Origin of the sequence: Paraburkholderia fungorum, assembly GCF_046027605.1 — a bacterium.
Lineage (GTDB): Bacteria > Pseudomonadota > Gammaproteobacteria > Burkholderiales > Burkholderiaceae > Paraburkholderia > Paraburkholderia fungorum_F.
This window is the reverse complement of the sequence record NZ_JAQQEF010000047.1, coordinates 1-25720: the sequence shown is the minus strand read 5'-3', so window position 1 is coordinate 25720 and position 25720 is coordinate 1. Positions and strand designations below refer to the sequence as shown.

At 59.1% G+C, this 25720-nt stretch carries 21 protein-coding genes and 3 pseudogenes; 4 read left to right on the top strand and 20 right to left on the bottom strand.

All coding sequences use genetic code 11. The features are described 5' to 3' along the window. Positions 1 to 175: 175 nt before the first annotated feature. The 10 genes from PQR53_RS37500 to urtA form a co-directional block, all read right to left on the bottom strand. Positions 176 to 2233: a nitric oxide reductase activation protein NorD gene (locus PQR53_RS37500; protein ID WP_408465435.1), complete on the bottom strand. Its 2058-nt coding sequence runs from the start codon at positions 2231 to 2233 to the stop codon at positions 176 to 178. A 3-nt stretch (positions 2234 to 2236) separates the two neighbouring features. Next, the gene (locus PQR53_RS37495) at positions 2237 to 3037 is read right to left on the bottom strand and encodes a CbbQ/NirQ/NorQ/GpvN family protein (protein ID WP_408465433.1); all 801 of its coding nucleotides are present in this window, start codon (positions 3035 to 3037) and stop codon (positions 2237 to 2239) included. Between the two features lie 84 nt (positions 3038 to 3121). After that, positions 3122 to 4159, bottom strand: coding sequence for an aliphatic amidase (locus tag PQR53_RS37490; protein ID WP_408465431.1), 1038 nt, complete (start codon positions 4157 to 4159; stop codon positions 3122 to 3124). Positions 4160 to 4303: 144 nt separating this feature from the next. After that, entirely contained in the window at positions 4304 to 4597 is a 294-nt protein-coding gene (locus PQR53_RS37485; protein ID WP_408465429.1) for an FmdB family zinc ribbon protein, read from the bottom strand. Positions 4598 to 4696: 99 nt separating this feature from the next. Continuing rightward, complete coding sequence (fmdA, locus tag PQR53_RS37480) at positions 4697 to 5875, bottom strand: formamidase (protein ID WP_408465427.1); 1179 nt, start codon at positions 5873 to 5875, stop codon at positions 4697 to 4699. A 71-nt stretch (positions 5876 to 5946) separates the two neighbouring features. Beyond that, positions 5947 to 6636: an urea ABC transporter ATP-binding subunit UrtE gene (gene urtE, locus PQR53_RS37475; RefSeq protein ID WP_408465425.1), complete on the bottom strand. Its 690-nt coding sequence runs from the start codon at positions 6634 to 6636 to the stop codon at positions 5947 to 5949. 53 nt (positions 6637 to 6689) lie between these two features. After that, a complete protein-coding gene (gene urtD, locus PQR53_RS37470) occupies positions 6690 to 7433 on the bottom strand; it encodes an urea ABC transporter ATP-binding protein UrtD (protein ID WP_408465424.1) in 744 nt (247 codons plus the stop codon). Positions 7434 to 7463: 30 nt separating this feature from the next. Beyond that, entirely contained in the window at positions 7464 to 8609 is a 1146-nt protein-coding gene (gene urtC, locus PQR53_RS37465; RefSeq protein WP_408465422.1) for an urea ABC transporter permease subunit UrtC, read from the bottom strand. Positions 8610 to 8632: 23 nt separating this feature from the next. After that, on the bottom strand, positions 8633 to 9550 hold the full coding sequence (urtB, locus tag PQR53_RS37460; RefSeq protein ID WP_408465420.1) for an urea ABC transporter permease subunit UrtB: 918 nt from the start codon (positions 9548 to 9550) through the stop codon (positions 8633 to 8635). 122 nt (positions 9551 to 9672) lie between these two features. Beyond that, entirely contained in the window at positions 9673 to 10845 is a 1173-nt protein-coding gene (gene urtA / locus PQR53_RS37455; RefSeq protein ID WP_408465445.1) for an urea ABC transporter substrate-binding protein, read from the bottom strand. Between the two features lie 706 nt (positions 10846 to 11551). Between urtA and PQR53_RS37450 the strand changes: the two genes are divergently transcribed. Beyond that, a complete protein-coding gene (locus tag PQR53_RS37450; RefSeq protein WP_408465418.1) occupies positions 11552 to 15034 on the top strand; it encodes an ATP-binding protein in 3483 nt (1160 codons plus the stop codon). After that, positions 15021 to 15935, top strand: a complete 915-nt coding sequence (locus PQR53_RS37445) for a response regulator (protein ID WP_408465416.1) — start codon at positions 15021 to 15023, stop codon at positions 15933 to 15935. The genes PQR53_RS37450 and PQR53_RS37445 overlap by 14 nt, the downstream gene beginning before the upstream one ends. Positions 15936 to 16103: 168 nt before the next feature. Here the strand turns inward: PQR53_RS37445 and PQR53_RS37440 are convergent, their stop codons facing one another. The 9 genes and pseudogenes from PQR53_RS37440 to PQR53_RS37400 all read right to left on the bottom strand — a co-directional run bounded on the left by PQR53_RS37440 (position 16104) and on the right by PQR53_RS37400 (position 23238). Continuing rightward, positions 16104 to 16283, bottom strand: coding sequence for a hypothetical protein (locus PQR53_RS37440; protein WP_408465414.1), 180 nt, complete (start codon positions 16281 to 16283; stop codon positions 16104 to 16106). A gap of 66 nt (positions 16284 to 16349) precedes the next feature. Further along, positions 16350 to 16622, bottom strand: coding sequence for a DUF6429 family protein (locus PQR53_RS37435; protein ID WP_408465412.1), 273 nt, complete (start codon positions 16620 to 16622; stop codon positions 16350 to 16352). Positions 16623 to 16627: 5 nt separating this feature from the next. Then, positions 16628 to 17712 (bottom strand): annotated as a pseudogene (locus PQR53_RS37430) (IS630 family transposase). 186 nt (positions 17713 to 17898) lie between these two features. After that, the gene (locus PQR53_RS37425; RefSeq protein WP_408465410.1) at positions 17899 to 18939 is read right to left on the bottom strand and encodes a PEP-CTERM sorting domain-containing protein; all 1041 of its coding nucleotides are present in this window, start codon (positions 18937 to 18939) and stop codon (positions 17899 to 17901) included. Between the two features lie 467 nt (positions 18940 to 19406). Next, a pseudogene (locus PQR53_RS37420) lies at positions 19407 to 19484 on the bottom strand (integrase); the annotation flags it as partial. A gap of 114 nt (positions 19485 to 19598) precedes the next feature. Beyond that, positions 19599 to 20597, bottom strand: a complete 999-nt coding sequence (locus PQR53_RS37415; RefSeq protein WP_408465408.1) for a site-specific integrase — start codon at positions 20595 to 20597, stop codon at positions 19599 to 19601. Then, positions 20594 to 21532, bottom strand: coding sequence for a tyrosine-type recombinase/integrase (locus tag PQR53_RS37410; RefSeq protein WP_408465406.1), 939 nt, complete (start codon positions 21530 to 21532; stop codon positions 20594 to 20596). Before PQR53_RS37410 ends, PQR53_RS37415 begins: the two co-directional genes overlap by 4 nt. Continuing rightward, positions 21529 to 22776, bottom strand: coding sequence for a site-specific integrase (locus PQR53_RS37405; RefSeq protein WP_408465404.1), 1248 nt, complete (start codon positions 22774 to 22776; stop codon positions 21529 to 21531). Before PQR53_RS37405 ends, PQR53_RS37410 begins: the two co-directional genes overlap by 4 nt. A 48-nt stretch (positions 22777 to 22824) precedes the next feature. Continuing rightward, positions 22825 to 23238, bottom strand: coding sequence for a site-specific integrase (locus PQR53_RS37400; RefSeq protein ID WP_408465443.1), 414 nt, complete (start codon positions 23236 to 23238; stop codon positions 22825 to 22827). Between PQR53_RS37400 and PQR53_RS37395 the strand changes: the two genes are divergently transcribed. Continuing rightward, complete coding sequence (locus PQR53_RS37395; RefSeq protein ID WP_408465449.1) at positions 23153 to 23350, top strand: hypothetical protein; 198 nt, start codon at positions 23153 to 23155, stop codon at positions 23348 to 23350. The genes PQR53_RS37400 and PQR53_RS37395 overlap by 86 nt on opposite strands. Positions 23351 to 23761: 411 nt before the next feature. Continuing rightward, positions 23762 to 25375, top strand: coding sequence for a glycoside hydrolase family 28 protein (locus PQR53_RS37390; RefSeq protein ID WP_408465402.1), 1614 nt, complete (start codon positions 23762 to 23764; stop codon positions 25373 to 25375). Here PQR53_RS37390 and PQR53_RS37385 read toward each other — a convergent pair. After that, positions 25376 to 25720, bottom strand: a pseudogene (locus tag PQR53_RS37385) (hypothetical protein); the annotation flags it as partial.

Sequence of the window (25720 nt, the reverse complement as noted above, 5' to 3'; positions counted from 1 at the left end):
GGGGAGATACCGGCGGCAATGGCGGCACAGAGTAGCGCAATATTCGTAAGCTTCGCTATTTTCACCTCGGTATCCCTATGCAAAGTAATTGACTAGTTCAGACTAAGGTGCAAAAGCGCAAAATCCTATCGGGACTTTTCTCGAGTCATATTGGCGATTGCTGTCAACCTACCGCTTAGGGCCGCACCAGTTTCGCCAACACAGACTTCAAGCGCTGCTGCAAAAAATCCGGATCCACCGCGATAAGATAATTTCCCGCTCCGAAAATTCGACGCACATACGAGTCGGCCTGCGTGTCCAAAGCCATGCAGAAGCAGCGAATTCCAGCGCGCCTCGCATGCTGGACCGCGACCCGGGCGTCTTCAACCAGATAGGTGTCGCGTGTCACGTCGATGTCCGCAGGTGCGCCGTCCGTCACCATCAGAATGGCGCGGATGTCCTCCGTCTGCTCTTCGATCAGCGCGGTCGCATGGCGCAATGCCGCGCCGAAGCGGGTTGACCAGGCGGCCGTTGCACTGGCGAGGCGCTGGCGCGGAGCCTCGCAAAACGGCACGTCGAAATCCAGATAGCGTTCATAGTGCACGTGTTTGCGTGTGTTGGAGGCAAAGCCGTGAACGGCAGCCCGGTGGCCGCCTTGCCGGGCCAACGCGACGGCGTGCAGAGCAAGGGCTTTCTCGGTTTCCAGCACGCTGATCGAATGTGAGGCCAACTGGCTCGCACTCGATGCGGACACGTCCAGCAGTAACAATACCGACGCTTCACGCACGCGCCTTCCGGGATTCTCAAACACACGCTCATCGATATTGCCGCCTTGTCGCCGGCTTGCAATCGCATCGACCAATGCATCCAAATCGAAGCGTTCCCCCTGTGGCTGGCGCTTTAGCCGCACCGAGCGGTCAAGTTCGCCGCCGCCCGCGAGGCCGCGCAAGCGCGCCCTGCGCATTTGCGTCATCGTTGCTCCCAACTGCGGCTCGGATTTTTCGTACAGCGTGCACCAGTTGTCTCGCAACGTTTCGATTCGCTCGTCCCATTCCGGATAGTTCACGCTGCGCGTCGCCCCCCAGGTCAATGCTTCGATGGGCGACGCTTCCTGCGGGCTCATCGCACTACTCCCGCTGGCCGCATCGGCCGATAAGCCGCCAGGCAACAATTGCAACGTGACGGGTTGCTCCAGCGCGGCATGATCGGATGCCGCCTGCTCACCATAGTCCCACAAATAGCTATGGTCATCGCGGTACGCCGGAGCGGCGGCGTAGCCAGGCAAGTCGAACTGCACGCGCATCTGCCCCAGGTCGTTAGCGAGCACGGCGGCAATGCTGTGGAACGCAGCGACATCTTCCAGGTACACACGCTGCGCGTCGAACAGACGCCGGCCTTTATTCACCCAGAAGTTGTCGTCCCGATAGTGCGGATCGATCAGCGCGCGACTCAGCCGCGCAAGCAATGCGAAGCAGCCGAGTCCGTCGGCCGGAGACGCGCTATGCAAGCTGCGCCAAAGCATTTCCACACCCGGATAGCGGCGCGCCAGCAGCGCTTCGGCCCGTGCATCCTCGAGCAAGGAGATCACCGTCAGGGCGAGCGGCTTACGGGCCGCAGCGGCTTGAGCCGCGGGCGAGAACAACAGATGGGCAGCCGCATGGGCACTCGCCGCTCGCATCAGTCTGTTTCGATCCGGGCAGTCGAGGAAGGTGTACGAATCTGGCAACGCCAGCATCATGCGTGTGAGCACCGGACGCGCCGGCGGCCCGTTCAGCAACCCTTGCCGACGGGTACCGATAGCGACTGCGAGACCGCTTAGGCCGAACAGGTAAGCTTCCAATGCCGCGGGCGTGGGTTGTTTCGGACGCCCTGCAGCTTCCCAGTTCAGAATCTGCACCGACAGTGCGTCGCTGCATGTGAAATAACGCAGGCGCGCGGCACGCTCGCCGGCATAGGCGCGCAGACCGGCAAGCGCCCATCCATAGAGGCCAGGAACCCCGGCCCTTGCCAGCAGGAATTCGATCCGGCCTAGCACGGGCGGCACGCAATCAGGCGCGGCCAGTTCGAGTTCGCCGAGCACTTCACGCAGCGCTACCTGCGCAGCCTCGTCCAGCATGCGGCCAAGCGCCTGCCGATAAGGTGCAAGACGCGCCGCATCGAATGCGGCAGGCTGAGCCGGAACAGCGGGAGCGGAGCTTGCGCCGTCCTCACGCGCAGACGCGCCGGCGGCTTGAGTGGCGAGGGTTGGCGGCATCGTCTAGCCGAAGTGTGCCTCGACAAATCCGTCGAGCGCTTCGAGCATATCGGGGTCGTCCGTTAGCGGAAGGCTGAGCGCCACCCGGCAGGCCAGCCGCACCGGCTGGCCGTCACCGATCAGACGCGCGGCATGGATCAACATGCGGGTCGAAATGCCTTCGTCCAGCCCTCTGCCCCGCAAGGTCCGCGAGCGGGCTGCGATGCCGACCAGCTGCTCGCATAAAGCGAGCGGTGCGCCGCTTTCATGGGCCACGATCGTCGCTTCGTGCTGGGATTGGGGATAATCGAACTCGAGCGAACAGAACCGTTGCCTCGTCGATTGCTTGAGGTCCTTTGAAATGCTTTGATAGTCGGGATTGTATGAGACCACCAACTGGAAATCCGGATGCGCGTGGACGGCTTCGCCCTTCTTGTCCAGCGGCAGCAGGCGCCGCGTGTCGGTCAGAGGATGAATCACGACCATCGAATCCTGACGCATCTCCACAACTTCGTCGAGGTAGCAAATCGCGCCATGGCGCACGGCCAGTGTTAGCGGACCGTCTTGCCAGAAGGTGCCCTCGGGGCCGAGCAGGTAGCGGCCGACGAGGTCGGCCGCGGTCATGTCCTCGTTACACGCGAGCGTGATCAAAGGGCGCCTCAGGCGCCATGCCATGTGCTCGACGAAACGTGTCTTGCCGCAGCCGGTCGGGCCTTTGAGCATCAGAGGCAAGCGCAGGCGATAGGCCGATTCGTATACGGCGATTTCGCCGTCGACCGGTTGATAGTACGGCTCTTCAGTCAGTAGATAAGGCGTTATGGACATGTTCAGTCGTGTTGCGTCGGGAAACCCGCCCCAGCGGACAATCTTGCAGACACATGGCATACGACGACGCCATGTGCCCGGCCTTCAGCGGTCGCTGGGTTCCTGATTGGGAATGCCCTCGATCGGACACTCCGGTGTGCCCACCGTGCTGCGCGTAAACGATTCGACCGTTTTGCGGGTTCCTTCCGGATCGTTGATCCATCGGGAATAGAAGTTATACGGGCAGGCTGCGACGCCTTTGACGTCGTCGCCAGAATTGATGGTTCCCGTATAGCCGCGGTGCAGCAGCTTGAACAAGTGGTTTTGCGACTGCATGTTCTTGCGCGCATCGCGAATCAGACTGACCGACAGTTCCGCGTATTGAATGCCCATCTCCTCCTCGCCGCACTCGCCAAGCGTTCGGCCGTCGAAGCCGACAATTGCCGAATGACCGAAATAGGAATAGACACCATCGAAGCCGGTAGCGTTGGCCACCGCCACATACACGTTGTTCATCCACGCCATGGTCTTGGCCACCATCACCTGCTGCTCTTTGGCTGGGTACATATAGCCCTGACAGCGCACAATCAGTTCCGCGCCCTGCATCGCGCAGTCACGCCAGATCTCCGGGAAATTGCCGTCGTCGCAGATGATCAAGCTGATCTTCATGCCCTTGGGACCATCCGAAACATACGTGCAATCGCCCGGATACCAGCCTTCGATGGGCACCCACGGCATGATCTTGCGATATTTCTGCACGATCTCGCCGTGGTTGTTCATCAGGATCAGCGTGTTGTAGGGTGCCTTGTTCGGGTGTTCTTCGTGACGCTCGCCGGTAAGCGAAAAAATGCCCCATACGTTGGCTTTGCGACAGGCAGCGGCGAAGATCTCGGTTTCTTCGCCGGGAATGGTCGACGCCGTTTCGTACATTTCCTTGGCGTCGTACATGATGCCGTGAGTCGAATATTCAGGAAATACCACGAGATCCATGCCTGGCAGACCGCGCTTCATGCCGACTAGCATCTCGCCGATCTTGCGCGCATTGGCAAGAACCTCTGCCTTCGTGTGCAGGCTGGGCATCTTGTAGTTGACCACTGCTACGCCCAAACAATCGTTGCTGCTCGATATATCGCCGTGTCGCATACCTCATCTCCCGGGCGAGTCCGCCCATCACTTCTGTTCATGGACCAATCGATCACGTGCCGGCCATGGCCGGCACCCTGGAAACACAAGGGCCACGGCGGATGAACTGCGGGCGGCCCTCGCACTGAACGTGCCGTTACGTCGTTAGCCGCAAAGGCTGCAATTGCCGCCTTTGCAGACATGCAGGACGCTCGAGCGTCCCGCGCTGGCGCGCGTCCCGGGCCCTGTCACCCCCGCTCCGGTCAACTGTTCGGCCTGGCTGCGCGGCCTCCACTGTTCGGTGACGCTGACCTGCACGTTGCGTGAGGTAATCATCGTTTCCGGCTCGACGCTTTGCTCGCAATAGGGACACTCGACGGGGTCATCGCGCCTGGATATGGCGAGCAGTTTTTCGAAGATGCCCTCACATGAGGGACAACGCATATCGTAAAGAGGCATGGCATGTATCCTGATTCGATCGTCAAACAGGCCGGCGCGCAACGCGCCGGCTCTCTCGGCGGAATAACTATCTCCGCCGCCGGTCTGTCGATCTCCTCGTCAGTTCCTGTGGCCCCAGAAGGCGCGATCGTTGAGCATCCCGGTCGGGGTGATGTCCTTCTCGAAGATGGCGAGCGGCAACGACACGGTGGCCGAACAATTCGGAATATCGACAATGCCGCCGATGCGCCCTTCGATCGGCGCTGCGGTGAGCAGCATGTAGGCCTGCGGTCCGGTAAATCCGTGATGCGTCAGATAGTCGATTGCCTTCAGGCAGGCCTGACGGTAAGCAACCGTCGCATCCATGTAGTAGTTCTTGCCGTTCTCGACGCTGATGCCTTCAAATGTCAGCCATTGGTCGTAATGCGGCCTGACCGGACTTGGCATGAAGACCGGCGCGCTCAGGTTGTACTTGGCCATGCCGCCTTTGATCAGGTCGAAGCCGACGCGGGTCGCGCCGTCCATTTCAATCGCGCCGCAAAAGCTGATCTCGCCGTCGCCCTGGGAAAAATGCAGATCGCCCATCGAGAATCCCGCGCCTTTGACGTACACCGGGAAGAAGATCCTGGACCCGCTGGAAAGGTCCTTGATGTCGGTGTTACCGCCATGCTCACGCGGCGGGACCGTGCGCGCTGCCTCTTTCGCCATCCGGTCGAACGCGGCTCCGCTTACGCCGCGCAGCACGGCGGTAGACGGTTCGGGCGGTTTGGCAAGACCTTGCGCCGCCAGCGGCGCCTCGCGGCGATTCCATTCGGCCAGCAATTCCGCTGACGGCAGACAACCCATCAGGCCAGGGTGCGTCAAGCCGGCGATGCGTACGCCCGGAATATGCCGCGAGGTCGCGTACAAACCCTTGAGGTCCCAGATCGCCTTGGCCGGATCCGGGAAATAGTCGCCAAGAAAACCGCCGCCGTTGCTCTTTGCGAATACGCCGGAGAACCCTACTGGCGTGATCGGTTTGATATCGAGCAGATCGACGACCAGCAAGTCGCCAGGCTCCGCCCCTTCGATATGGAATGGACCGGTCAGCGGGTGCGCACGGGTCAGGTCGATGTCGCGGACGTCGTCGGTGCCGTCATCGTCTTTGATTTGCGCATCGAGAAAATCGAGCGACTCGATGATAATTTCTTCACCGGGCTTAACCGTCGACAAAAACGGAATATCCGGATGCCAGCGGTTATGGCCGAGTTCGGCTTGCTCGGCAAGCGGTACGCCTGGTTTGATGGTGAAATGTTGCATCTATTATCTCCGTGGTATCACATTGCAATTGCACTGCGGCTTGCAGTCCCGACAGCGCACGATTTCGAATATCAAACTGACAGGTAACTGCTGATCTTCGCGATATCGACTTCATCGCGCCGGTTCTCATGGACGAAGCGACCCTTCTCGATCACCAGCAAACGGTCCGCAATGTCCATCGTGAAACTGAGTACCTGCTCGGAAACGACGATGGTGAGTTGCTTGAGAGTGCGGATCTCCTTGAGAGAGCGTGCAATATCCTTGATGATGGAAGGCTGGATTCCTTCAGTAGGCTCATCGAGCAACAGGACTTTCGGATTGGTAACAAGCGCGCGCGCAATGGCGAGTTGTTGCTGCTGCCCGCCCGACAAATTGCCGCCGCGGCGATCGCGCATGTCGTAGAGAACCGGAAACAGATCGAATACCTCCGCTGGCACCTTGCCGCGCGCCGAGTTCGGCAGACCCGCCTTGATGTTTTCAAGCACGGTGAGGGTCGAAAAAATCATTCTGCCTTGCGGCACATAGGCGATCCCATGGGCGACTCGCTCGAATGGCTGCAGCTTTGCGACGTCCACGCCGGCTATTTCCACCTTGCCCGCACGGCACGGCAGGATGCCCATCAACGATTTGAAAAAGGTGGTCTTACCCATGCCGTTGCGCCCCATCACCGCGACGATTTCGCCAGTGGCGGCGCTCAAGTCGAGCTGATGGATCACTTCGCTCTGACCGTAGCCCGAGACCAGTCCGCTAACGTTGAACATAAGCTGTTCCTTTTGATATGCAAGTTGCCGTTCTGGCGCGACAGGATCGAGCTTCAATGCCCGAGATACACTTCGATGACTTTCGGGTTGGACTGCACCGCTTCCATGCTGCCTTCGGCCAGCACCTTTCCCTGATGCAGCACAGTGACACGGTGCGCGATGTTCCTGACGAACTCCATGTCGTGCTCGATCACCACCACCGAACGATTTTTTGCCACTCGCGCCAGCAGTTCGGCGGTCTTCTCACGTTCGGACACGCTCATGCCTGCGACTGGTTCATCGAGCAGCATCAGTTCGGGATCCTGCATAAGCAACATGCCAATTTCGAGCCACTGCTTCTGGCCGTGGCTAAGCAACTCGGCGGGGTGATCCAGCATCTCGGTGAGGAATACCTCCTCCGCAATCTGGCGCACGCGTTCGTCGACGTCGGCCGTACGCCGGAAAGCGATGGCACCGAACACGCTGCGTCCTCGAGGAAAGGACACTTCGAGGTTTTCGTAGGTGGTGAGATTTTCGTAGATCGAAGGAGTCTGGAACTTGCGGCCTATCCCGGCGCGCACGATCATGTGCTCGCTCATTTTCGTCAACTCCAGACCTTTGAATTTGATGCTGCCGCCGGTGGCGCGCGTCTTGCCGCTGATCAGGTCGAGCACGGTGGTCTTGCCCGCGCCGTTCGGACCGATCACGACACGCACTTCATTGCGGTCCACATAGAGGTTCAGGCCGTCCACAGCCTTGAAGCCATCGAATGAAACCGTCAGGTCTTCGACCGATAAAACAAAATCTTCTTGAGCCATGATGTTCCCTGTATTTGCGGTAAATGGGCGTCAGGCCTTAGGTTCGGAAGCCGAGGTCGCGACCAGCCCGCGACGTCGCCGATAGCCGGCAACGGGTAAGCGCGCCAGCAGCTTCTTGCCGTGACTTTCATAAAGACCCGCCAGTCCATTGGGGAAGAACATCACCACGCCGATGAAGAGCGCGCCCATCAGGAACAGCCAGAGCTGCGGGAACGATTCCGAAAAATACGACTCACCGAAGTTCACCAGCAAGGCGCCGTAAACGGCCCCGAACAGGGATGTACGTCCGCCCACTGCACAGAAGATCACCATTTCGATCGACGGCACAATGCCCACGAAGGATGGCGACATGAAGCCCACCTGCAACGTGAACATCGCGCCGCCAATGGCCGAGAACACGGCCGCGACACAGAAGACAAATATCTTCAGGGCGGCCACGTCATAGCCAGAGAACCGTACGCGTTCCTCCTTGTCGCGCATCGCCACAAGCAGCTTGCCGAGTTTGCTCGAAAGCAGGAACTTGCCAAACGCGATACACAGGAACAGCAGGCCAGCATTGACGAAGTAAAGGATGTAGTGCGCCTGAGTGGTCCGGATATCCCAGCCGAGCAGCGTGCGTAAATCGGTAATGCCATTTACGCCGCCGGTCAGGCCCTGCTGCCCGATGATCAGGATCGACAGAATGGCGGCAATCGCCTGGGTCACAATGGCGAAATACACGTCGCCGACCCGTCGCTTGAACATCGCAACGCCGATGACGAAGGCGAGCAGGGCCGGCACCACGAGCACCGCTGCCACTGCGAACCACATGTGCCTGAAGGGCTCCCACATCAGCGGCAGATGAGTGATCTGGTTCCAGTCCATGAAGTCTGGAATACCCGGTGTCGACTGGATCTTCGTACTGATCGGGTCCGAGGCTTCCAGCTTGAGAAACATCGCCATGCAATAGCCGCCGAGACCGAAAAACACGCCCTGCCCCAAGCTAAGGATGCCGCCGTAGCCCCAGCACAGCGTGAGTCCGATCGCCACGAACCCGTAGGTCAGGTATTTGCCCACCAGGTTCAGCCGGAAGATGTCCAGCGTCAGCGGCAACAGCACCAGTATCAGAAGGCCCAACCAGATGAACCCCATCACACCGGAGCGTCCGCCCAGCCACTTTAGAGATCCCGAATTCATTGCGTTCTCCTGCGGTCAAACATTTAGCGCCGCACTTTGGTTGCGAAAAGGCCTTGCGGACGTAGCATCAGAATGACGATCACAGCTGACAGGGTCAGCACTTTCGCCATCGAGCCGGACAGAAAGAACTCCGTTGTCGACTGGGTCTGAGCGATCGAGAACGCGGATGCAATCGTGCCGAACAGGCTTTGCGCGCCGCCAAATACCACGGTCAGGAAGGTGTCGACGATATACAGCGAGCCGCTGGTCGGGCCGGTCGAGCCGATGGTCGTAAACGCGGCGCCCGCTATGCCGGCAATCCCGCATCCAAGCGCAAAGGTCAGACGGTCGACTTTGCCGGTGTTGATCCCGACCGCGCCCGCCATGACCCGATTCTGGGTCGTGGCCCGCACTTTCACGCCCCACTGCGATTTGTACAAAAACAGCAGCAGGACCGCCGTGAGCACAACAGTGACGACCATCACCATCAGACCGTTGATCGGAATATCGAGGCCCTGATAGGGCGAAAGCGAACCCATCAGCCACTGCGGAAGATCCGGACTGACTTCTTCGGAGCCGAACACGGAGCGGAAGGTTTGCTGCATCGCAAGCGAAAGGCCCCACGTTGCCAGCAGCGTATCAAGCGGACGCCGATAGAGATGGCGAATCAGCAGCCATTCCACCAGGTAGCCGAATGCAAAAGCAACCGCAAACGCCACGAAAATAGCTACAAAGAAATAGACAGGTTGCAGCGCCGGTGCATATTTGTGGGTCAACACCGACAACACGTAAGTGGTGTAGGCGCCGATCGTCAGAAACTCGCCGTGCGCCATATTGATCACGCCCATCTGGCCAAAAATGATGGCCAGACCCAGCGCCATCAGCAGCAAGACGCTGAATACCGAGAGGCCGTTGAAGCCCTGCATAGCGACGATCGCGCCGAACTGCGAGAACCAAGCCATGGTTAATCCCCTGCGCGGCCTGCATTCGAGCAGGCTGCTTTGAACATCGAAAAATGCGGTAGCTACTTGCGATTTCCCACAGGCGGCCGCGATAGCGGCCGCCCGTGCGACACTCACGGTTTTTACTGATAGCCCTTCGGAAACGGATTCGGCTCAATCAGGTCCGATTTGTAGACAACCTTGAATTGACCATCGCGCTGACCCTGACCGATCAACGTGTTGCTCCAGAGGTGGTGATTCTGGTGAACCTTGACGTAGCCTTCCGGTGCGTCCTTGAATTCCAGGCCCGGCGAAGCCGCCACCACCTTATCGACGTCAAAGCTGCCGGCTTTCTCGCAGGCCATCTTCCACAACCACGGGCCGAGATAGGCGGCTTGGGTCACGTCGCCGATCACAGCGCCATTGCCATATTTGGCCTTGAATGCCGCAACGAATTTCTTGTTGGCGGGGTTGTCCAGGCTTTGGAAATACTTCATGCACGAGTAGAAGCCCTGGAAATTTTCGCCGCCAATCCCCAACAACTCATCCTCGGTTACCGAGATCGTCAGCAACAGCTGCTTGTCGCCTGTCACGCCGGCGGCCTTCAGTTGTTTGTAGAACGCAACGTTGCTGCCGCCCACCACGTCCGCGAAAATCACATCCGGCTTCTTGAACTTCATCTTGTTGATGAGTGAACCGAACTCGGTGTTGCCAAGCGGGTAGTAGTCTTCGCCGACCACCTCGCCGTGGAGCACGTTTTCTATGTGCTTGCGGGCGATCTTGTTGGAGGTGCGCGGCCAGATGTAGTCGGAGCCGACCAGATAGAAGGTCTTCGCCTTCTTCTCCTTGGCGAACCAGCTCAGGCTGGCCAGTACCTGCTGGGTTGCTTCCTGGCCGGTATAGAAGACGTTCTTCGACTGTTCCAGGCCTTCATAGAAGGTCGGGTAGTAGAGCAGGCCATTGTCTCTTTCGAACACCGGCAACACGGCTTTGCGCGATGCGGATGTCCAGCAGCCGAACACCGTGGCGACCTTGTCGCTTTCGAGCAGCTTGGTCGCCTTTTCCGCAAAGGTCGGCCAGTCGCTGGCGCCGTCTTCCTGGATCACCTTGATCTGGCGCCCGAGGATCCCGCCCATCGCGTTGATCTGATCGATCGCGAGGCGTTCGGCACGGATCGACCCGGTCTCGCTGATCGCCATCGTGCCGGTTGATGAGTGCAACTGACCAACCGTCACCGTGGTATCCGTGACCGCCCTGCCCGTCGTGTTGACTTGCGAAGTCGGCGGAGCGGCGGCGAATGACGGCCTGGCCATCATCGCAAACGGCAGCGAAGCCAGGCCAAGTGCAATTTTGCGGCGAGCCGGAGAGGCAGGTTCGGCAGCGTGGGCGGATGACTCGTCAGCGTGGTCGCCGCAGTTGTCGTCGAAGCGTTGTGTCATGTTCAAAGTCCCTTTCTGCGTAGTTTTCAGGTCTGGCCGACGATTTGGACGTGACGCGAAGTGCACGCGCCAGCCTGCATGGCGCCGACACGTTGGCTTGTTTGTCGTTGAACGGCGGGTGCAGGATAGGTATCCGAATTCCGCATCGATATACGTCATTTGACTTACCAACGCGCGGCGCCCACGCACGAGTGCCGCAATGCGTTGGCACGAACGGGTTTGCAGCACCTGCAATCGCGTCGCTGCGTGGAGATTGCGCGGTCCTACGTCAAATGACGTATCGGCCGGCTCGCGGGACGGCGCTATGCTCGACGCGCATAGGGGGAAGTTGGCACGTGAAGAAGCCGCCGTTAGCTATGAGCAGCGGTGATGGCCTATCGGTGAGAAAACGCCACCGCACTGTCCCGGTGCGGCAATGTCCCATTAGGGGCGCGCCGTGCGCAGCCCCGCACCTGCGTAGCGCATATCTGGCGCCGCGGGCTTCTGCACGCTCGTGCTGGCCTCATAAGGACCGTGGGCACGTGGCATGCCGCTTGCATCTGTTGGGCGCTTCGTTCCGTCCACAGCCCGATCGCGAATAATCTTGGTAGACCACTCCCCCGAATCAGCGCTGCCACGCGCGATACCCGTCCAGCGCATCATCAAGGTACGGCGCGACTACAACACCTGGGTTGCCGACGAAACCATCGAAGACTATGCGCTGCGTTTCACACCACGCACATTTCGCAAATGGTCCGAGTTCCGGGTGGCCAATACTGCGTTCGGCGCGATTTCATTCCTCGCCCTGGAAGCAATCGGCGGATCGATTACCGTCAGTTACGGCTTCACCAATGCGCTCTGGGCGATCCTGTTTGTCGGCGTGATCATCTTTCTGGCAAGCTTTCCGATCAGCTACTACGCCGCAAAATTTGGCGTCGATATGGATTTGCTGACGCGGGGCGCCGGGTTCGGTTATATCGGCTCCACAATCACATCACTGATTTATGCGTCCTTTACTTTCATTTTCTTCGCGCTGGAAGCCGCCATCATGGCGCTCGCGCTGCAGTTGTACTTCAAGATCCCCGTCTCGCTAAGCTATTTGATCTGCGCGGTGATCGTCATCCCGCTCGTCACGCACGGCATTACATTGATCAGTCGCTTACAGGCATTCACCCAGCCGCTCTGGGTCGTGTTGCTGCTGCTGCCCTATGCGACAGTGATCTGGAAAGACCCGGGCCTGCTGCGTGAACTGCCGAGCTTTCTCGGCAACGCCGGCAGCGACGGCCACTTCAACCTGCTGATGTTCGGTGCCGCCACCACCGTGCTCATTTCCATGATTGCGCAGGTCGGAGAACAGGTTGACTTCCTTCGCTTTCTGCCCGAGCGGACCGCGCTCAACAAGCGCCGCTGGACGCTGTGCATGCTGAGTGCCGGCCCGGGCTGGATCATTCTTGGTGTGGCCAAGCTGCTAGGCGGCTCTTTCCTCGCCTTCCTCGCAATACAGCATGAGGTGCTGCCCGACCGCGCAATCGAACCGACCCAAATGTACCTCGTTGCGTACAAATATGTGTTCGGTTCTCCTGAAACTGCGCTACTGGTCACTACCTTCTTCATTATCCTGTCGCAACTCAAGATCAATGTGACCAACGCCTATGCGGGATCTCTCGCGTGGTCCAACTTCTTCGCGCGGCTGACACATAGTCATCCGGGCCGCGTGGTGTGGCTTGTGTTCAATGTGCTGATCGCGTTCATGCTGATGGAGCTTGGGGTTTTTCGCGCACTGGAACAGGTCCTCGGGCTTTATTCGAATATCGCGATCAGTTGGGTCGGCGCGGTGGTAGCGGATCTGGTGATTAACAAGCCGCTTGGCCTGAGCCCCGAGGGCATCGAATTCAGGCGCGCTCATTTGTACGCAATCAATCCGGTAGGGGTCGGTGCGACGCTGATCGCTTCGTTGGTATCGGTGCTGGCGTTTACTCATGTGCTGGGCGAGACTGCCCATGCGTTCTCGGCGCTCATTGCCCTTGCAACCGCTCTGATTGCTGCGCCGGTGATCGCTTGGGCGACCGGCGGCAAATACTACATCGCGCGTCAGCCGGCCGTGTTGGCCGGGGTTCCGCTGGGCAAGGGCTATCAGTCGATTCATTGCTGCATTTGCGACAAGGAGTATGAAACCGAGGACATGGCGCACTGCCCGGCTTATGAAGGACCGATCTGCTCTCTTTGCTGCACGCTGGATGCGCGCTGTCATGACATGTGCAAACCGGGCGCACGCCTATCCGAGCAAACCAATGCGGTGATACGCTGGCTTTTGCCCAAGGCGCTGTCAACCCGTTTCAATACGCGCATTGGCCAGTACCTGCTGCTGTTCGTGCTGGTGACCATGATTCTGGCCGCCATTCTCAGCTTGATCTATACGCAGGAGTCGGTCCTCGTCAACGAACTCTCGCCGGCCGTCGACGTGCTGCTGCGCGCGGCATTCCTGAAACTGTTTGCGGTGCTGGCGCTCGCGGGCGGGATTGGTTGCTGGTGGAGTGTGCTGACGGCCGAAAGCCGGCGCGTTGCACAAGAGGAATCGAATCGGCAGACTCATTTGCTGCTCGAGGAAATCGACGCCCACCGGCGCACCGATGAGCAGTTGCAACGTGCAAAGCAGGCAGCCGAAAAAGCCAATTTAGCGAAGAGCCGCTATGTCACCGGCATCAGCCACGAATTGCGTACGCCGCTCAACAGCATTCTCGGCTATGCGCAGATGCTCGAACAGGATACGTCCATTCCTCCGCATCGCCATCTCGCACTGGCGGTGATTCGCCGCAGCGGAGAGCATCTCGTTTCTTTGATCGACGGTCTGCTCGATATCGCCAAAATCGAAACCGGCAAGATGACGCTCGAATTCGAGGAAGTGCGCTTTCCAGAATTCGTCGCGCAATTAACAGATATGGTGAGCTTGCAGGCGCGTGCCAAGGGCATCACCTTCCATTACGAGGCGCCGTCCAATTTGCCCTGCGCCGTGCGTGCCGATAAAAAGTGCGTGGGCCAGGTCCTCATCAATATCCTGGGCAACGCGGTGAAGTTCACCGATCGCGGCGATGTCACGCTGCGCTTGCAATACCGCCGGGAGATGGCCGTCTTCGAAATCATCGATTCCGGCGTGGGCATTGATGCGGATGACCTGACTCGCATCTTCCTGCCGTTCGAGCGAGGCGCCAATGTCCCCGGTGGCTCGGAAAGCGGTACGGGGCTAGGCCTGACCATCGCCAAGATGCTCACGGACGTGATGGGAGGCACCCTGACGGTAACGAGCGAGGCCGGCCGCGGTAGCACATTTCGCGTTCAGCTGTTCTTGCCGGAAGTGCGCGACCCGAAGCCGGTTCAAGCTGTTCCCAAACTGCCGATCGGCGGCTATGCCGGTCCGACACGCCGTGTGCTGGTGGTCGATAACGAGCGGGTTGACCGGGAGTTGCACGTCAAGCTGCTTGAGCCGCTGGGCTTCGAGGTTCAGGAAGTCGCTTCCGGAATCGAGGCGCTGCGCGCCGTCTCTTCGTTCGCACCCGACTTGATCCTGCTCGATATCGGCATGCCGCACCTGGACGGCTGGGAAACCGCGCGCTTGCTTCGCGCGAATCTGTTGAGCAATGCGCCGATTATCGTGGTCTCGGCCAATGCATTCGACAAGGGCCGGAAAAATGCAGCGGACATTCGCAACGAGGATTTCCTCGTCAAGCCTGTCAATGTTGTCGAATTGCTGGAATTGATCCGCGAGCGTCTAAATCTGCAGTGGGTTCCGGCAACGCCAGCTATTGCGGCGCAGATAGCGCGAGCGGACCCGCTGCCCCACGCGGCAAGCACGATTGCGCCAACCGAAGTCGCATTACCCGACCCGGAACTGTTGCGCAGCCTGCACGAGGTTGGCAGCCTCGGGTACGTGCGCGGCATCCTCGACAAGCTCAGCGAGATCGAGCAGTTGGACCCGTCCTATGGAGTTTTCACGGGGATCTTGCGCGCGCACGTCGAGCGCTTCGACCTTCCTGAATATTTGCGATACCTTGACCGAACCATGCAGGCGAACCCCGATGCTACGTCCTGATCCGCTTCGCGATGTTGTCCTGATTGTTGACGACGCCCCCGAAAACCTCTCAATCCTGCATAGCCTGCTAGACAAATCGGGCTACACGGTGCTGGTCGCAACCGACGGCGCAGGGGCATTGGACAGCGCCCGCCGCTTACCGCCGGATCTGATCCTGCTCGATGCGGTGATGCCGGGCCTGGATGGTTTTGAGACCTGCCGACAGCTCAAGGAAGACCTCCAGACCCGTACGATTCCGGTAGTGTTCATGACTGGTCTGACGGAGACCGAGCATATTCTGCAAGGTTTCCAGGCTGGCGGGGTCGATTACATCACCAAGCCGATTCGTCCGGCCGAAGTAGTGGTGCGCATCGCTTCGCACCTGCGCAATTCGCGCCTGGTCGTGCAGACCCGCGCGGCGATGGATGCTGCCGGTCAGGCTGTGGTCGCCGTGGACCCTGGCGGCGAAGTACTGTGGATGACACCGCTTGCCCTGTCGTGGCTGCGCAGCTCGCTCGATGCCCACGGGCGCCTGCCGGCCGCGTTGTGCAGTTGGCTCCATGACGCGCTCGAGGCTCCCGAGATCAAGCCGTTCGAGTTGCTGGCCGCGAGCGAACAACTGATCGTCAGCCGGCTGCGTCGCGGCGCGCAGGGCGAGGAACTGCTGCTGATCCAGTGCAAGGCCGGTTCGCCTGGACCCGCCGCGTTGATGCAGGCGTTCCGGCTAACCCCTCGCGAAGCCGATGTGCTGTATTGGGTCGCGCTGGGCAAGACCAATCGCGATATCGCCGATATCCTCGGCATGAGCCCGCGCACCGCCAACAAGCATCTGGAACACGTCTTCGAAAAACTGGGTGTGGAAACCCGTACCTCGGCCGCACGCATGGCTTTGAATGTGGTGACCCGGCACACAACGCAGTGAGACGCGTAGGCCAGCCATTGCATCGAGGGCACATCGAAGTCTTACTCGCAGCCGGGTGCGTGAAATCCCTCGTAACGGAATTCGACGCAGATAGTTTTGCGTCAGTAATCTCGACCGACCGCCGGGAACGTCCGCCGCCAATTCCCGCGAATACGTACTTTCGACCCGCTACTGCCGTTCAGGTTGGGCTTTCGCAACGGCCGCTTCCAAGTTCCAACGGACATTCATTTCATCGTTGAGCGAGTCGATATCGCGGGACGTCGCTTCGTCCTCTTGGATCGATTCGCGGTCGATCGTCAACGACGCGTGCCCCTCCGTGGGCGACAGTTTGATCGCGTTCTCGACCATATACTTCAGCAGGCCTCAGCAGCCTGCCAGGCCTCCACTCCTTTATACGGTTTATACAAAAGGGAACTAGTGTCGTGAGTTATAAATTCGTTGCATTATTATCCGCCCCCGTTCCGGGAGGACGAAATGCTGTTTGAAAAGCCTCTCCGATTCACGTAACCCTTCCTCGGTAAAGACCACCGACTTCGTCTTGTTGACCGGGTCGCAGATAAAGCCCTTTTCGTAGAGGCGATTCAGCACATCCCAGTCGAAGCCTTTCCACGCGCGGCAATGATCGTGCAGGGTCAGGTGGAGAAGCGCCAGGGCGACTTCGTCGATTGCGTCGGTATTGATGTTCATGGCACTCATCCCGCGACCTTCTGAACGCGCATACAAAACCGCTCGAGGCTGGCCAGGATCTCATCGGCCGACTTGCTCCAGATGAGCGGCCGGGGATTGGCGTTATAGACGTCCAGATAATGCCGGATTGCATCTTCGAGCTGGCGTGTTGAACGATGCGTGCCGCGTCGGAGGTACTTTTCAGTGAGCGCGGCGAACCAGCGTTCGACCTGATTGAGCCATGACGCCGAGGTGGGCGTGAAGTGAACCTGGAAGCGGGGATGGCGAGCGAACCACGCCTTGATCGAGGGTGTCTTGTGCGTGCCGTAGTTATCCATCACCAGATGCACATCCAGGTGGGGCGGCACACTCGCTTCGATGGTGCGCAGGAAGCGCAGGAATTCGCTGCTGCGATGGCGCCGATGCACCTCGCCGATCACTTCGCCAGTGGCGATGTCCAGTGCTGCAAAGAGCGTAGTCGTGCCATGGCGCATGTAGTCGTGGGTACGTCGCTCGGGGATACCGGGTGCCAGCGGCAACATCGGTTGCGTGCGGTCCAGTGCCTGGATCTGGCTCTTCTCGTCCACGCACAACACCATCGCCTTGAGCGGAGGGTCCAGGTACAGTCCGACGATATCACGCACCTTGTCGACGAACAGCGGATAGCTGGAGAGCTTGAATGTTTCCTGTCGATGCGGTTGCAGTCCGAAGGCGCGCCAGATCCGCGTGACCGCCGTCTGCGACAGATTCATTTCCCGAGCCATCGTGCGTGTGCTCCAGTGGGTTGCCCCCGTCGGCACGGACTCGAGTGTCTTCGCGATAACCGCGTCGACACGCACATCATCGATCGTCCTGGGTGCCCCGGGGCGTGGCGCGTCAAGCAGTCCGTCCAGACGGTCTGCGACAAATCGCGCGCGCCATTTCGAAACGGTTTGCTGCGTAACCTGCAGTTTCGCCGCAACCGTCTTGTTGTCCATCCCTTGGGCACAGGCCAGCACGATGCGCGCTCGCGACGCCAACGCCTGCGCTATCTTGCGCCTCATCGTCAGCGCCTTCAGTTGCTCGCGTTCCGATCGCTTAGCACGAGCTCCCCTTTGGGCCGTCCACTCATCGTTGCCTCCGCGTATCAAGTGCTACACAGAACACTTTAGTACGTGATTGGCATCATTCAATGAATTTTTAACTCAGGACACCAGATATTAAAGGGGCGGACATAGGCCGCCCATCATTAAATATCCGGGCGCGCTTCGTTGAAGGCCGAAGCTAGTTGGATACATATGGGTTTATCTGCCCGAACTCAGTGCGCGAAAGCGGTATGGCGATCGCTCTTCAAGTCCAATCCACCGCTCGCTTCCCCAGCTTCATCCATCGACTGGTCGGCTTTTCGGGAGGCCCTTAATTGATCCGACGCGACAGCCTGTAGACCGCCTGCTTCCCGTGGAGAAATATTGAGCGCTTGCGCGACCTGTTCGTCCGGTCCAAGCTGTCTCGGATCAAGGCCCGTAATGCTACCGAAAATCATGAGTGCCTCCAGGTAACTTCCGAAACGGCTTGCATGATAGTTGTTGCTGGATTCTGGTGGCAACCCGGAGCGCCAGAGATCGACCTGACCCGGCGTGATCCCGTCATACGGATTTGGGTCCGCGATTCTGTACTGGATCGCTCGGTTCCATGCTAGACCGACAGGTACGATTTCGGCATCCACCTTCGGATTGGCAGCTACGGCGAATTGGTATCCCGCCTGGACGTGCTTAGCCATCTGCCCTATAGGTGTTCCGTACCAGAGACTCGAAGGCGTGTTATACACAAGGTCTGCCCGGGACCATGTAGAGAGAAACGCAATCTTTACGCCGGGGTTTTTAGCCTGCCACATTGCACCGAGCAGCCCGAGGTCGCTAGTGATACGCATCGGATTTCCTGGTGCATCGAAGTCGAGCGTAGTCTGTCCGTTCATGACAACCTTGTCCCACGGTCGGTCAATCACGTCTCGCTTTGTTTCGTAGTGTTGAGTCAGGGATGACCCAGGAATCATCTCCATTGAGACGTCGTAGTTCAGGCCTGCTTCTTTCGCCAAAGCTTTGAACATTGCGGGCACACCACCGATGGCTTTGCATCCACCTTCGGTCTGCGTGCAGCCGTTCAAATCAGTCACTGTCCCGACCCCAAAGCTTTCTACTTCGGTGTAGCCCCATGTAACGCTGCTTCCCATGAAAAGGACGGTATAGGGAGTAACTGGTCCAGCGGCCATTGCATGAGAGCCGACAAGCAACACTGCCATGGTGATAAGGGGGCGGGCTTTTCTGGAGTAATACTTCACCTGAGGACGCACGTTTGCCATTGTTGTCTCCATTCGATGATGTGATCGTCTTTGAAAAGGCGCTCGTATGTTTGCACGATTCATTTACGCACAACGAACATGGAAGTAAATGCAACTTTAACTTCCAGTTAAGAAAATGCGGCTAACAATGAGCCTCCCCCGTCGTGTGCCATGCGCGATAGGTCGCAGCGGTCTGCCCGAAATATTGTTGACAGGCGGGCTGCGGGAGAGTTGGATCGAAGGCACGCATCCGGACACGTGGAAACTGAGAGTCGGACTATTGATAGGTGAAGTGGCCGGATAGCACCCTGTAGCTGTGTCAGAAACGCGAATGCCTGCAAGTCGGCAAAGCTGAAGAAGCAATCACCCTCGCGAATTGAATGGCCGCTTTTTGGGCGCGACCGACGCCTGAATGCCCGAACCTCGTTGCCAGCGAGTGTCGCTTTGTGACCGGACAGCGACCGGCCGCCGTCCGGCATGTCTGCAGTTCAGACCTCAGTCTGTTCGGCCATCGCAAGCGCGTCGCCGACCTCAATGCCGAGATATCGCACTGTGCTTTCAAGTCTATTGACTGCAGTCAATAGGCTGGACTATCTCCCGCGCGGAACTATGTCCCGTGGCGCACGAGACTAACGGGACGACATCAGCCGGTCGTGCGCAGCGCGGGACATAGGCGTGGCCTACAGGCCCTTCAAGAATGCCAGCAATCGGTCATCTGGTCGATATCGTCCCGGCGTGCCTTTAGGGGGTGTGGTCCTGTCCAGAACCGCCTGCTTCAACGTAAGGTTGGCGTCCAGGTAGACCTGTGTGGTTTCAACCGATTCGTGACCGAGCCAGAGTGCGATTACTGAGGGTTCTACGCCTTCTTGCAGCAGATCCATCGCTGTCGTGTGTCGCAACACATGCGGGCTCACGCGCTTGTTCTTCAGCGAAGAGCATTTGTTCGCGGCCGCCAAGACATACTTGTGAAGCAGGTAATGGACGCCGTGTGCGCTCAGCCGGCCGCCGCGCGCATTTGGGAACAGTGGCTGATTTACCGCCCGCGGAGGCTCCCGAACCCACGCGGCCAATACGGCGCGGGTGCTCTTGCTCAACGGCGTGCAACGCTCCTTTCGCCCCTTGCCAAACACGCGTACATGCGCGCCAGCGCCAATGTGCAGGTCCTCGCGCCGAAGGCCGGTCAGCTCAGACAGGCGTAGTCCCGTCTGCACCGCCAGCAACAACAGAGCGTGATCGCGGCGACCTGACCAAGTGTGCTGGTCCGGCGCGGCCAGCAATGCATCGACCTCCTGTCGGCTCAGGAATGGGACCAATGCGTGGCTAAACCGCTTGGCCGGGATGGCCAGCACGCGCTGGATGTGCGCCGAGTGTGACGGCATCTCGAAGGCCGCATAGCGGAAGAACGAGTGCACTGCCGTCAAGCGCAGGTTACGCGTTCGAGCCGTGACGCCACGAACCTGCTCCTGTTCATTGAGGAAGTCCGTAACCAGGGGCGCATCGATGTCTTCCAGGGCCAGAGTGGATGGCGCTTTATGCAGGCGTCGCTGTATAAATTCCAACAGTAACCGGAATGTGTCGCGGTACGATGCGATCGTGTGCACACTGGCCTGGCGCTGGTGCATCAGGCGCTGGATGAAGAACCTCTCCAGCAAGGCGGCGAAGCTGGGTTCCCTAGTCATGATGACTCTCCCCAACGGCGTTCCAGGCGATCCATCGCTTGTGCCATCAACTCGGGCGACCCGCTCAGGTACCAGTATGTGCCCGCCACATAGATGTGCCCAAGGTAGGTCGACAGCACCGGCAACAAGCGCCAGGCGTCCTCTCCAGACTGGTACCAACGTGTCAGCACTTCAACGGCGAAGCGATGCCGGAAGTCATGCAACCGTGGCCCCTTGCTTGCGCCTTCGGCACGCAGTCCCGTTTGCCATGACAGCGCGTAGAACGTCCGATGAACGCGACCTATGTCGAGCCGGGTGCCGCGACTCGTGACGAACACATAGGACGAGACCTGGCGACCGAGGAACTGTTCGCGGCGCCTGAGATAGTCAGTCAGGACGGTACAGGTGGTCGGATGAATTGGGACTAGGCGCGATCGGCCGAGCTTGGCACCGCGAATCGTCAGGACGGCGTCTTCGAGGTCCACGTCACCAAGCTCGAGGTTCAGTGCTTCACTGATACGCAGGCCGGTAACGCTGAGCAAGCCAATGAGGCAATGAAACACCCAGGGCCGCAGCGGCGTCGACGGCCAGGCCACCGGCAGTTCCAATGCCGCATCCAGCAAGCGCCGTACTTCCGCCTCCGTGTATAAATGAGGCCTGGCTCGCGTAGACCGATGGGGCAGCATGCCGACCGGTGGAATTTCCGTGCGGGTGTCGGTGGCACTGCGGTGGCGGGCAAAGCCGCGCACGAAGCAAAGGCGCCTGGCCCATTCTGCGGGTTGAACCGACGGATTTTGCGCCCACTCTAGAGCGAGGCCGGTGCTGATATGCTCAGCATGCCGCGTCTCCATGAAACTGACGAACCGGGGCAACAGCAAGCCGGCATCGTGCATCTTGAAGCCCAGGCTGCGGCGCAGGTCAAGGTACTCCTGGAGCGCCTCTCGAAGCGTATTCATCGTGCACCTCCTGGCCAGGCCATGGCTAATTTCCGGAGGGCGCTGACATCCACCTTCGCATAAAGGCTCGTGGACTGCGGGCTACGATGGCGAAGCACCTGTCCGATCTCGGGCAGCGAGGCACCGAGCTGCAACATGCGAACAGCCAGGGCGTGCCGGAACTGGTGTGAGCCGCGGTGCGGCGCGTCGACTTTGGCGCGATTGAGCGCGTGGCGCACGATCGTGCCGATACCGTCCGACCCTTCCATCAGTCCGCGTATCGGTGCCAGGGATCGAAGGAAGAGGTGCCGATCTGGACTGGCGGGACGCCCGCGCTCGAGATAGGCGGCAATCGCCTCACCCACGTCGGCGGTCAATGGCAGGAGACTCTCCCGGCCACCCTTGCCACGCACACGCAATTGAGCGCGGTCCCAGTCGACGTCGTCCAGCGTCAGCCTGATGATCTCGCAGGCTCGAAGTCCCAGTCTTGCCAGAAGCAGCAGCACGGCTCGATCGCGTCGGCCCACCGCGCTCCGGCGGTCGCAACTGTCGATTGCGCGCTGTGCGTGCTCGGCCGAGATGGCTCTGGGGATGGGGGGTGTGCTTGCCCAACTGGCTACCGCTGGCACGCTTGCAGCAAGTCCCGCGGTGACCTCGCCGCGAAACTGGGCGTAACGAAGGAAGGACCTCAATGCCGTAAAAACGTTCTTCAGGGCGGCCGGCGCCATGCGCTTTGCCTCGCTCTTAACGAAAGCACTGGCGTCGGTCACGCGAACGTCACGCAAGCAGACTTCTCCTTGGCCGAACCGCCACACCAGAAATTTGTGTGTCAACCTTGCATAGGACTCGACGGTCACAACGGCCAACCCCCGATCGCGCTTTAAGGATTGCGCAAATCCCTCGACAACCTCATCAGCGGCAACAGCGTGCGTTTGAGCGACATGACACACACCGCGATCACGCAAGAAGCGCATCAACAGTTCCAACGCGTGCAGTTCCCGGCGTCGCGTCTCGAAGCATCGCGATCGACGTCGCGAACGAAGGCGCTGATACCGCACGATGTCGTCGTCCTTCAAGGCATGGAAGGAAATGCGGCTATCCTCGCACCAGTGCCCAAACGCAAGCGCGTGTTGTGCCAACTGGCATACATAACTGACCGAGTATTGCTGCCCGATCAGCGAACCGACGAACGCAACAAGGTGCTCCGCAGTTGCGCCTCTGATGGTGCAGACCAGCGCGGCAGCGCTCTCATAAGAATCTTCCATGGTCTTCTCCTGTCAGGCGAAAGTGCCTGCAAGGGAGAATGCCAATGTCTAGCGCCCATGCGGAAAGTCCACGCCGGACGGGGGTTCTCCGTGAACACCGGACATAGTTCCGCGCGGGAGATAGTCAAGTTTGGAATGGCCAAGTAACAGCTGGACCGCCCTCAGATTCTTTGTGCGCCGGTAGATGAGCAATGCCTTTGTCCGACGCATGGTATGGGTTCCGTGCATGACGGTTGCCCGGGACATAACGTGTTGGCCGTGGCAAATATCACGCACTCGTAGCTTGGTCAGATCGCATGCTCTCGACTTGCTGTCGATCGCCAGGTTGAAAATCGCGAGATCATAGGTCCGCGCCGAAAGTTGCAGGCGAATCCGGATGGCCCAGATCTCCTTCAGTTTCAATGGCGGCTTCTGTCCAATGAACTTGCCCTTGAACACGACGAAGCGTCGCAAGGAAACGATCGTCCTGCGTGAGCTATGGAAAGAGATTCGCGCGGTATTACGCCAGAGCGTCGATCGAGTCAGGACGAAACGCAACAGTAAAGCGTTGCCGGGGCCGCTGAATAAATGTTGAGGATTGGGTTGCTGGATTGCGCAGTGCTCGCCATCACGAAGAATTCGGCAAACGGCGATGTGCGCCCGTGCCAACTGCCGAGCGACGCCAGTTCATGCTGATTTAGCGGGTAACGACGCTGGTGCCGTTCGCTTTATATTATGCGATGTCGTACAACTTATCAGATTACCAGATCGACAATCTTGGTTATTTCAGCCCATTCCTTCAGTCAATAAACATTGAAGTTCGGTTGTACATTCGCCCATAATATGGGTTTTAACCTGCGAATCCAACGAAATTTCCATCTTCCTCTCGAACTTACAACGTAATAAGCCGTTAGCAAAGGGTAAACTCTATTGTCTGACATCGCATGAATACAGAGAATGTCCCCAACAATATTTCGAGTTTTTACTTAGAAACATAGGAGGGGACATGAAGACAAGATTGTTGGCGATCGCGCTTGCATGCACGGTTCTGGCGGGGTGCGGTGGGGATGGATTGTCGAGCAGTGATCCAGGGACACCGGCTACGCCGCCGGTCGCGCCCTCCGATCCGGGCGTCAGCCAGTCATTCAACGTCAAAGACTTCGGCGCCAAGGGTGACGGCACAACCGACGACACGGCAGCTATTCAGAAAGCACTCAATGCTGCGAGTGCCGCGAAGGGGACGGTCGTGCTTCCGCAGGGCACGTTCATGACCGGCGCATTGTTCGTCGGCTCGAATACGACCTTGCAAGTCGATGAAGGCGTGACGCTGAAGGCCATCCAGGCTCAGACATGGTGGAACATCGAAACGACCATCGCGTCCGGCGCAACGAATGGCTTTTCTCCGGATGGTCTTTCTCTCTACCCGCAGGTGCCGACCCGCGTGCAAGGTATCGAGATGAACTGGGCGTCGGCGATCATCAATGTTCGCAATGCCGACAACGTGGTCATCTCCGGCAAAGGCGTAATCGACGGCAACGGGCAATCGTGGTGGTCGCATTACTACGCCGATGGCACGTCGTTTCATAAGACGCTCGGCGTGACATGGGCGCTCAACTGGGACGAGCAGCGGCCACGCGGTATCGAAACGTTCAATTCGACGAATGTCACCATCAAGGACGTGACTGTTCAGAATTCGCCGTTCTGGACTGTTCATATCTGCTATTCGGATCAGGTGCATCTGGACGGCGTCAAGGTCTACAACTTCCCGAGCGCAGCGACCGGGATCATGCCGAGTACCGACGGCATCGATCTGGACTCGTCGACGAATGTTCTCGTAGAAAACGCGGATATCGTCGCGAACGATGATGGCTTCGTCATCAAATCCGGACGTGATGGAGACGGGCTTCGCGTCAACAAGCCAACGGCGAACGTCGTGATCCGCAATTCCGTGGTGCGGGCCGGCGCGACGGCATTTACCATTGGCAGCGAAACGTCCGGCGGCGCGAACAATATCGAAGTGTCCAACATCCAGGTCACGCCGCTCACCGGGCAGATCAACAGCAACGTCGGATACAAGGCGGGGGGGCCGGCCGTCTATAGCGTATTCGTATTCAAATCGGCACCGACGCGCGGCGGCACGATGGAAAATGTCTACATCCACGACATTACCGTCGACGATGCGTACTACTTCATGCAAGGAAACGAAGCCTGGCCGGCGGGCGGTACGGTTCCGGCCACGTTTGGGACGACATGCCAGGAGCCTTCGTACTGGCCGCCAATTCTCGTGATGCCGGCTACAGCCGACGCCGGATATCCGATCTTCCGGAACTTCAAATTCGAGAACATCACGATGAAGCGTGTCGAGTCTGCTGTCTTCGGTGTGGCGGGCTATACGCTTGCGGGTGAAGCGGAGAAGGGCCGGTTTACGAACTTCACGTTCAATAACGTGAATATCACAGCCGTCAATTCGGCGGGCAACTCAGTGGGTCCCGGGTCGATCGCTAATGCCGGGAACTGGGTGTTCACTAACAGCACCATCAAGAATGCCGCGGGTGCGAACATCGTTCCGACGTTGTCGTCTACGACAACCAGTAACGTCACGGGATTGCCGGGGCAGTAATCAGTAGTGAGTGGGTAGGCCGGTCGCGACGGCCTGGAGGCGCGTCGCGACCGACCGGTTGAATGATGCAATTACCGCGGGAATAACAGCTAATGCCGCGATATATATTCTCATCGTGAAGCTTTGCAGGCCGACGTCCTCCCCGATGAACGCCTCGCTTTTAATCTGCTCTGGGCGCCAGCCGTGCATGAACGCCTCCGTGCTCACACGTTCCATCTGCCCATTAGGCCCGCATACATAAACCATGGCGTCCGTTGATGGCATTCGCAGGCATTTGGGCAGGGCTTTGTCGCGGTAAGGATCGAGGGGCGAGTGAGATCGATATGCGAAGTACTGCTTATATTG

Bases quoted from the DNA above. Each gene is read 5' to 3' on its own strand.
- PQR53_RS37500 (WP_408465435.1), bottom strand. From the start codon at position 2,233: ATGCCGCCAACCCTCGCCACTCAAGCCGCCGGCGCGTCTGCGCGTGAG.
- PQR53_RS37495 (WP_408465433.1), bottom strand. From the start codon at position 3,037: ATGTCCATAACGCCTTATCTACTGACTGAAGAGCCGTACTATCAACCG.
- PQR53_RS37490 (WP_408465431.1), bottom strand. From the start codon at position 4,159: ATGCGACACGGCGATATATCGAGCAGCAACGATTGTTTGGGCGTAGCA.
- PQR53_RS37485 (WP_408465429.1), bottom strand. From the start codon at position 4,597: ATGCCTCTTTACGATATGCGTTGTCCCTCATGTGAGGGCATCTTCGAA.
- fmdA (WP_408465427.1), bottom strand. From the start codon at position 5,875: ATGCAACATTTCACCATCAAACCAGGCGTACCGCTTGCCGAGCAAGCC.
- urtE (WP_408465425.1), bottom strand. From the start codon at position 6,636: ATGTTCAACGTTAGCGGACTGGTCTCGGGCTACGGTCAGAGCGAAGTG.
- urtD (WP_408465424.1), bottom strand. From the start codon at position 7,433: ATGGCTCAAGAAGATTTTGTTTTATCGGTCGAAGACCTGACGGTTTCA.
- urtC (WP_408465422.1), bottom strand. From the start codon at position 8,609: ATGAATTCGGGATCTCTAAAGTGGCTGGGCGGACGCTCCGGTGTGATG.
- urtB (WP_408465420.1), bottom strand. From the start codon at position 9,550: ATGGCTTGGTTCTCGCAGTTCGGCGCGATCGTCGCTATGCAGGGCTTC.
- urtA (WP_408465445.1), bottom strand. From the start codon at position 10,845: ATGATGGCCAGGCCGTCATTCGCCGCCGCTCCGCCGACTTCGCAAGTC.
- PQR53_RS37445 (WP_408465416.1), top strand. From the start codon at position 15,021: ATGCTACGTCCTGATCCGCTTCGCGATGTTGTCCTGATTGTTGACGAC.
- PQR53_RS37440 (WP_408465414.1), bottom strand. From the start codon at position 16,283: ATGGTCGAGAACGCGATCAAACTGTCGCCCACGGAGGGGCACGCGTCG.
- PQR53_RS37435 (WP_408465412.1), bottom strand. From the start codon at position 16,622: ATGAACATCAATACCGACGCAATCGACGAAGTCGCCCTGGCGCTTCTC.
- PQR53_RS37425 (WP_408465410.1), bottom strand. From the start codon at position 18,939: ATGGCAAACGTGCGTCCTCAGGTGAAGTATTACTCCAGAAAAGCCCGC.
- PQR53_RS37415 (WP_408465408.1), bottom strand. From the start codon at position 20,597: ATGACTAGGGAACCCAGCTTCGCCGCCTTGCTGGAGAGGTTCTTCATC.
- PQR53_RS37410 (WP_408465406.1), bottom strand. From the start codon at position 21,532: ATGAATACGCTTCGAGAGGCGCTCCAGGAGTACCTTGACCTGCGCCGC.
- PQR53_RS37405 (WP_408465404.1), bottom strand. From the start codon at position 22,776: ATGGAAGATTCTTATGAGAGCGCTGCCGCGCTGGTCTGCACCATCAGA.
- PQR53_RS37395 (WP_408465449.1), top strand. From the start codon at position 23,153: ATGGCCCAGATCTCCTTCAGTTTCAATGGCGGCTTCTGTCCAATGAAC.
- PQR53_RS37390 (WP_408465402.1), top strand. From the start codon at position 23,762: ATGAAGACAAGATTGTTGGCGATCGCGCTTGCATGCACGGTTCTGGCG.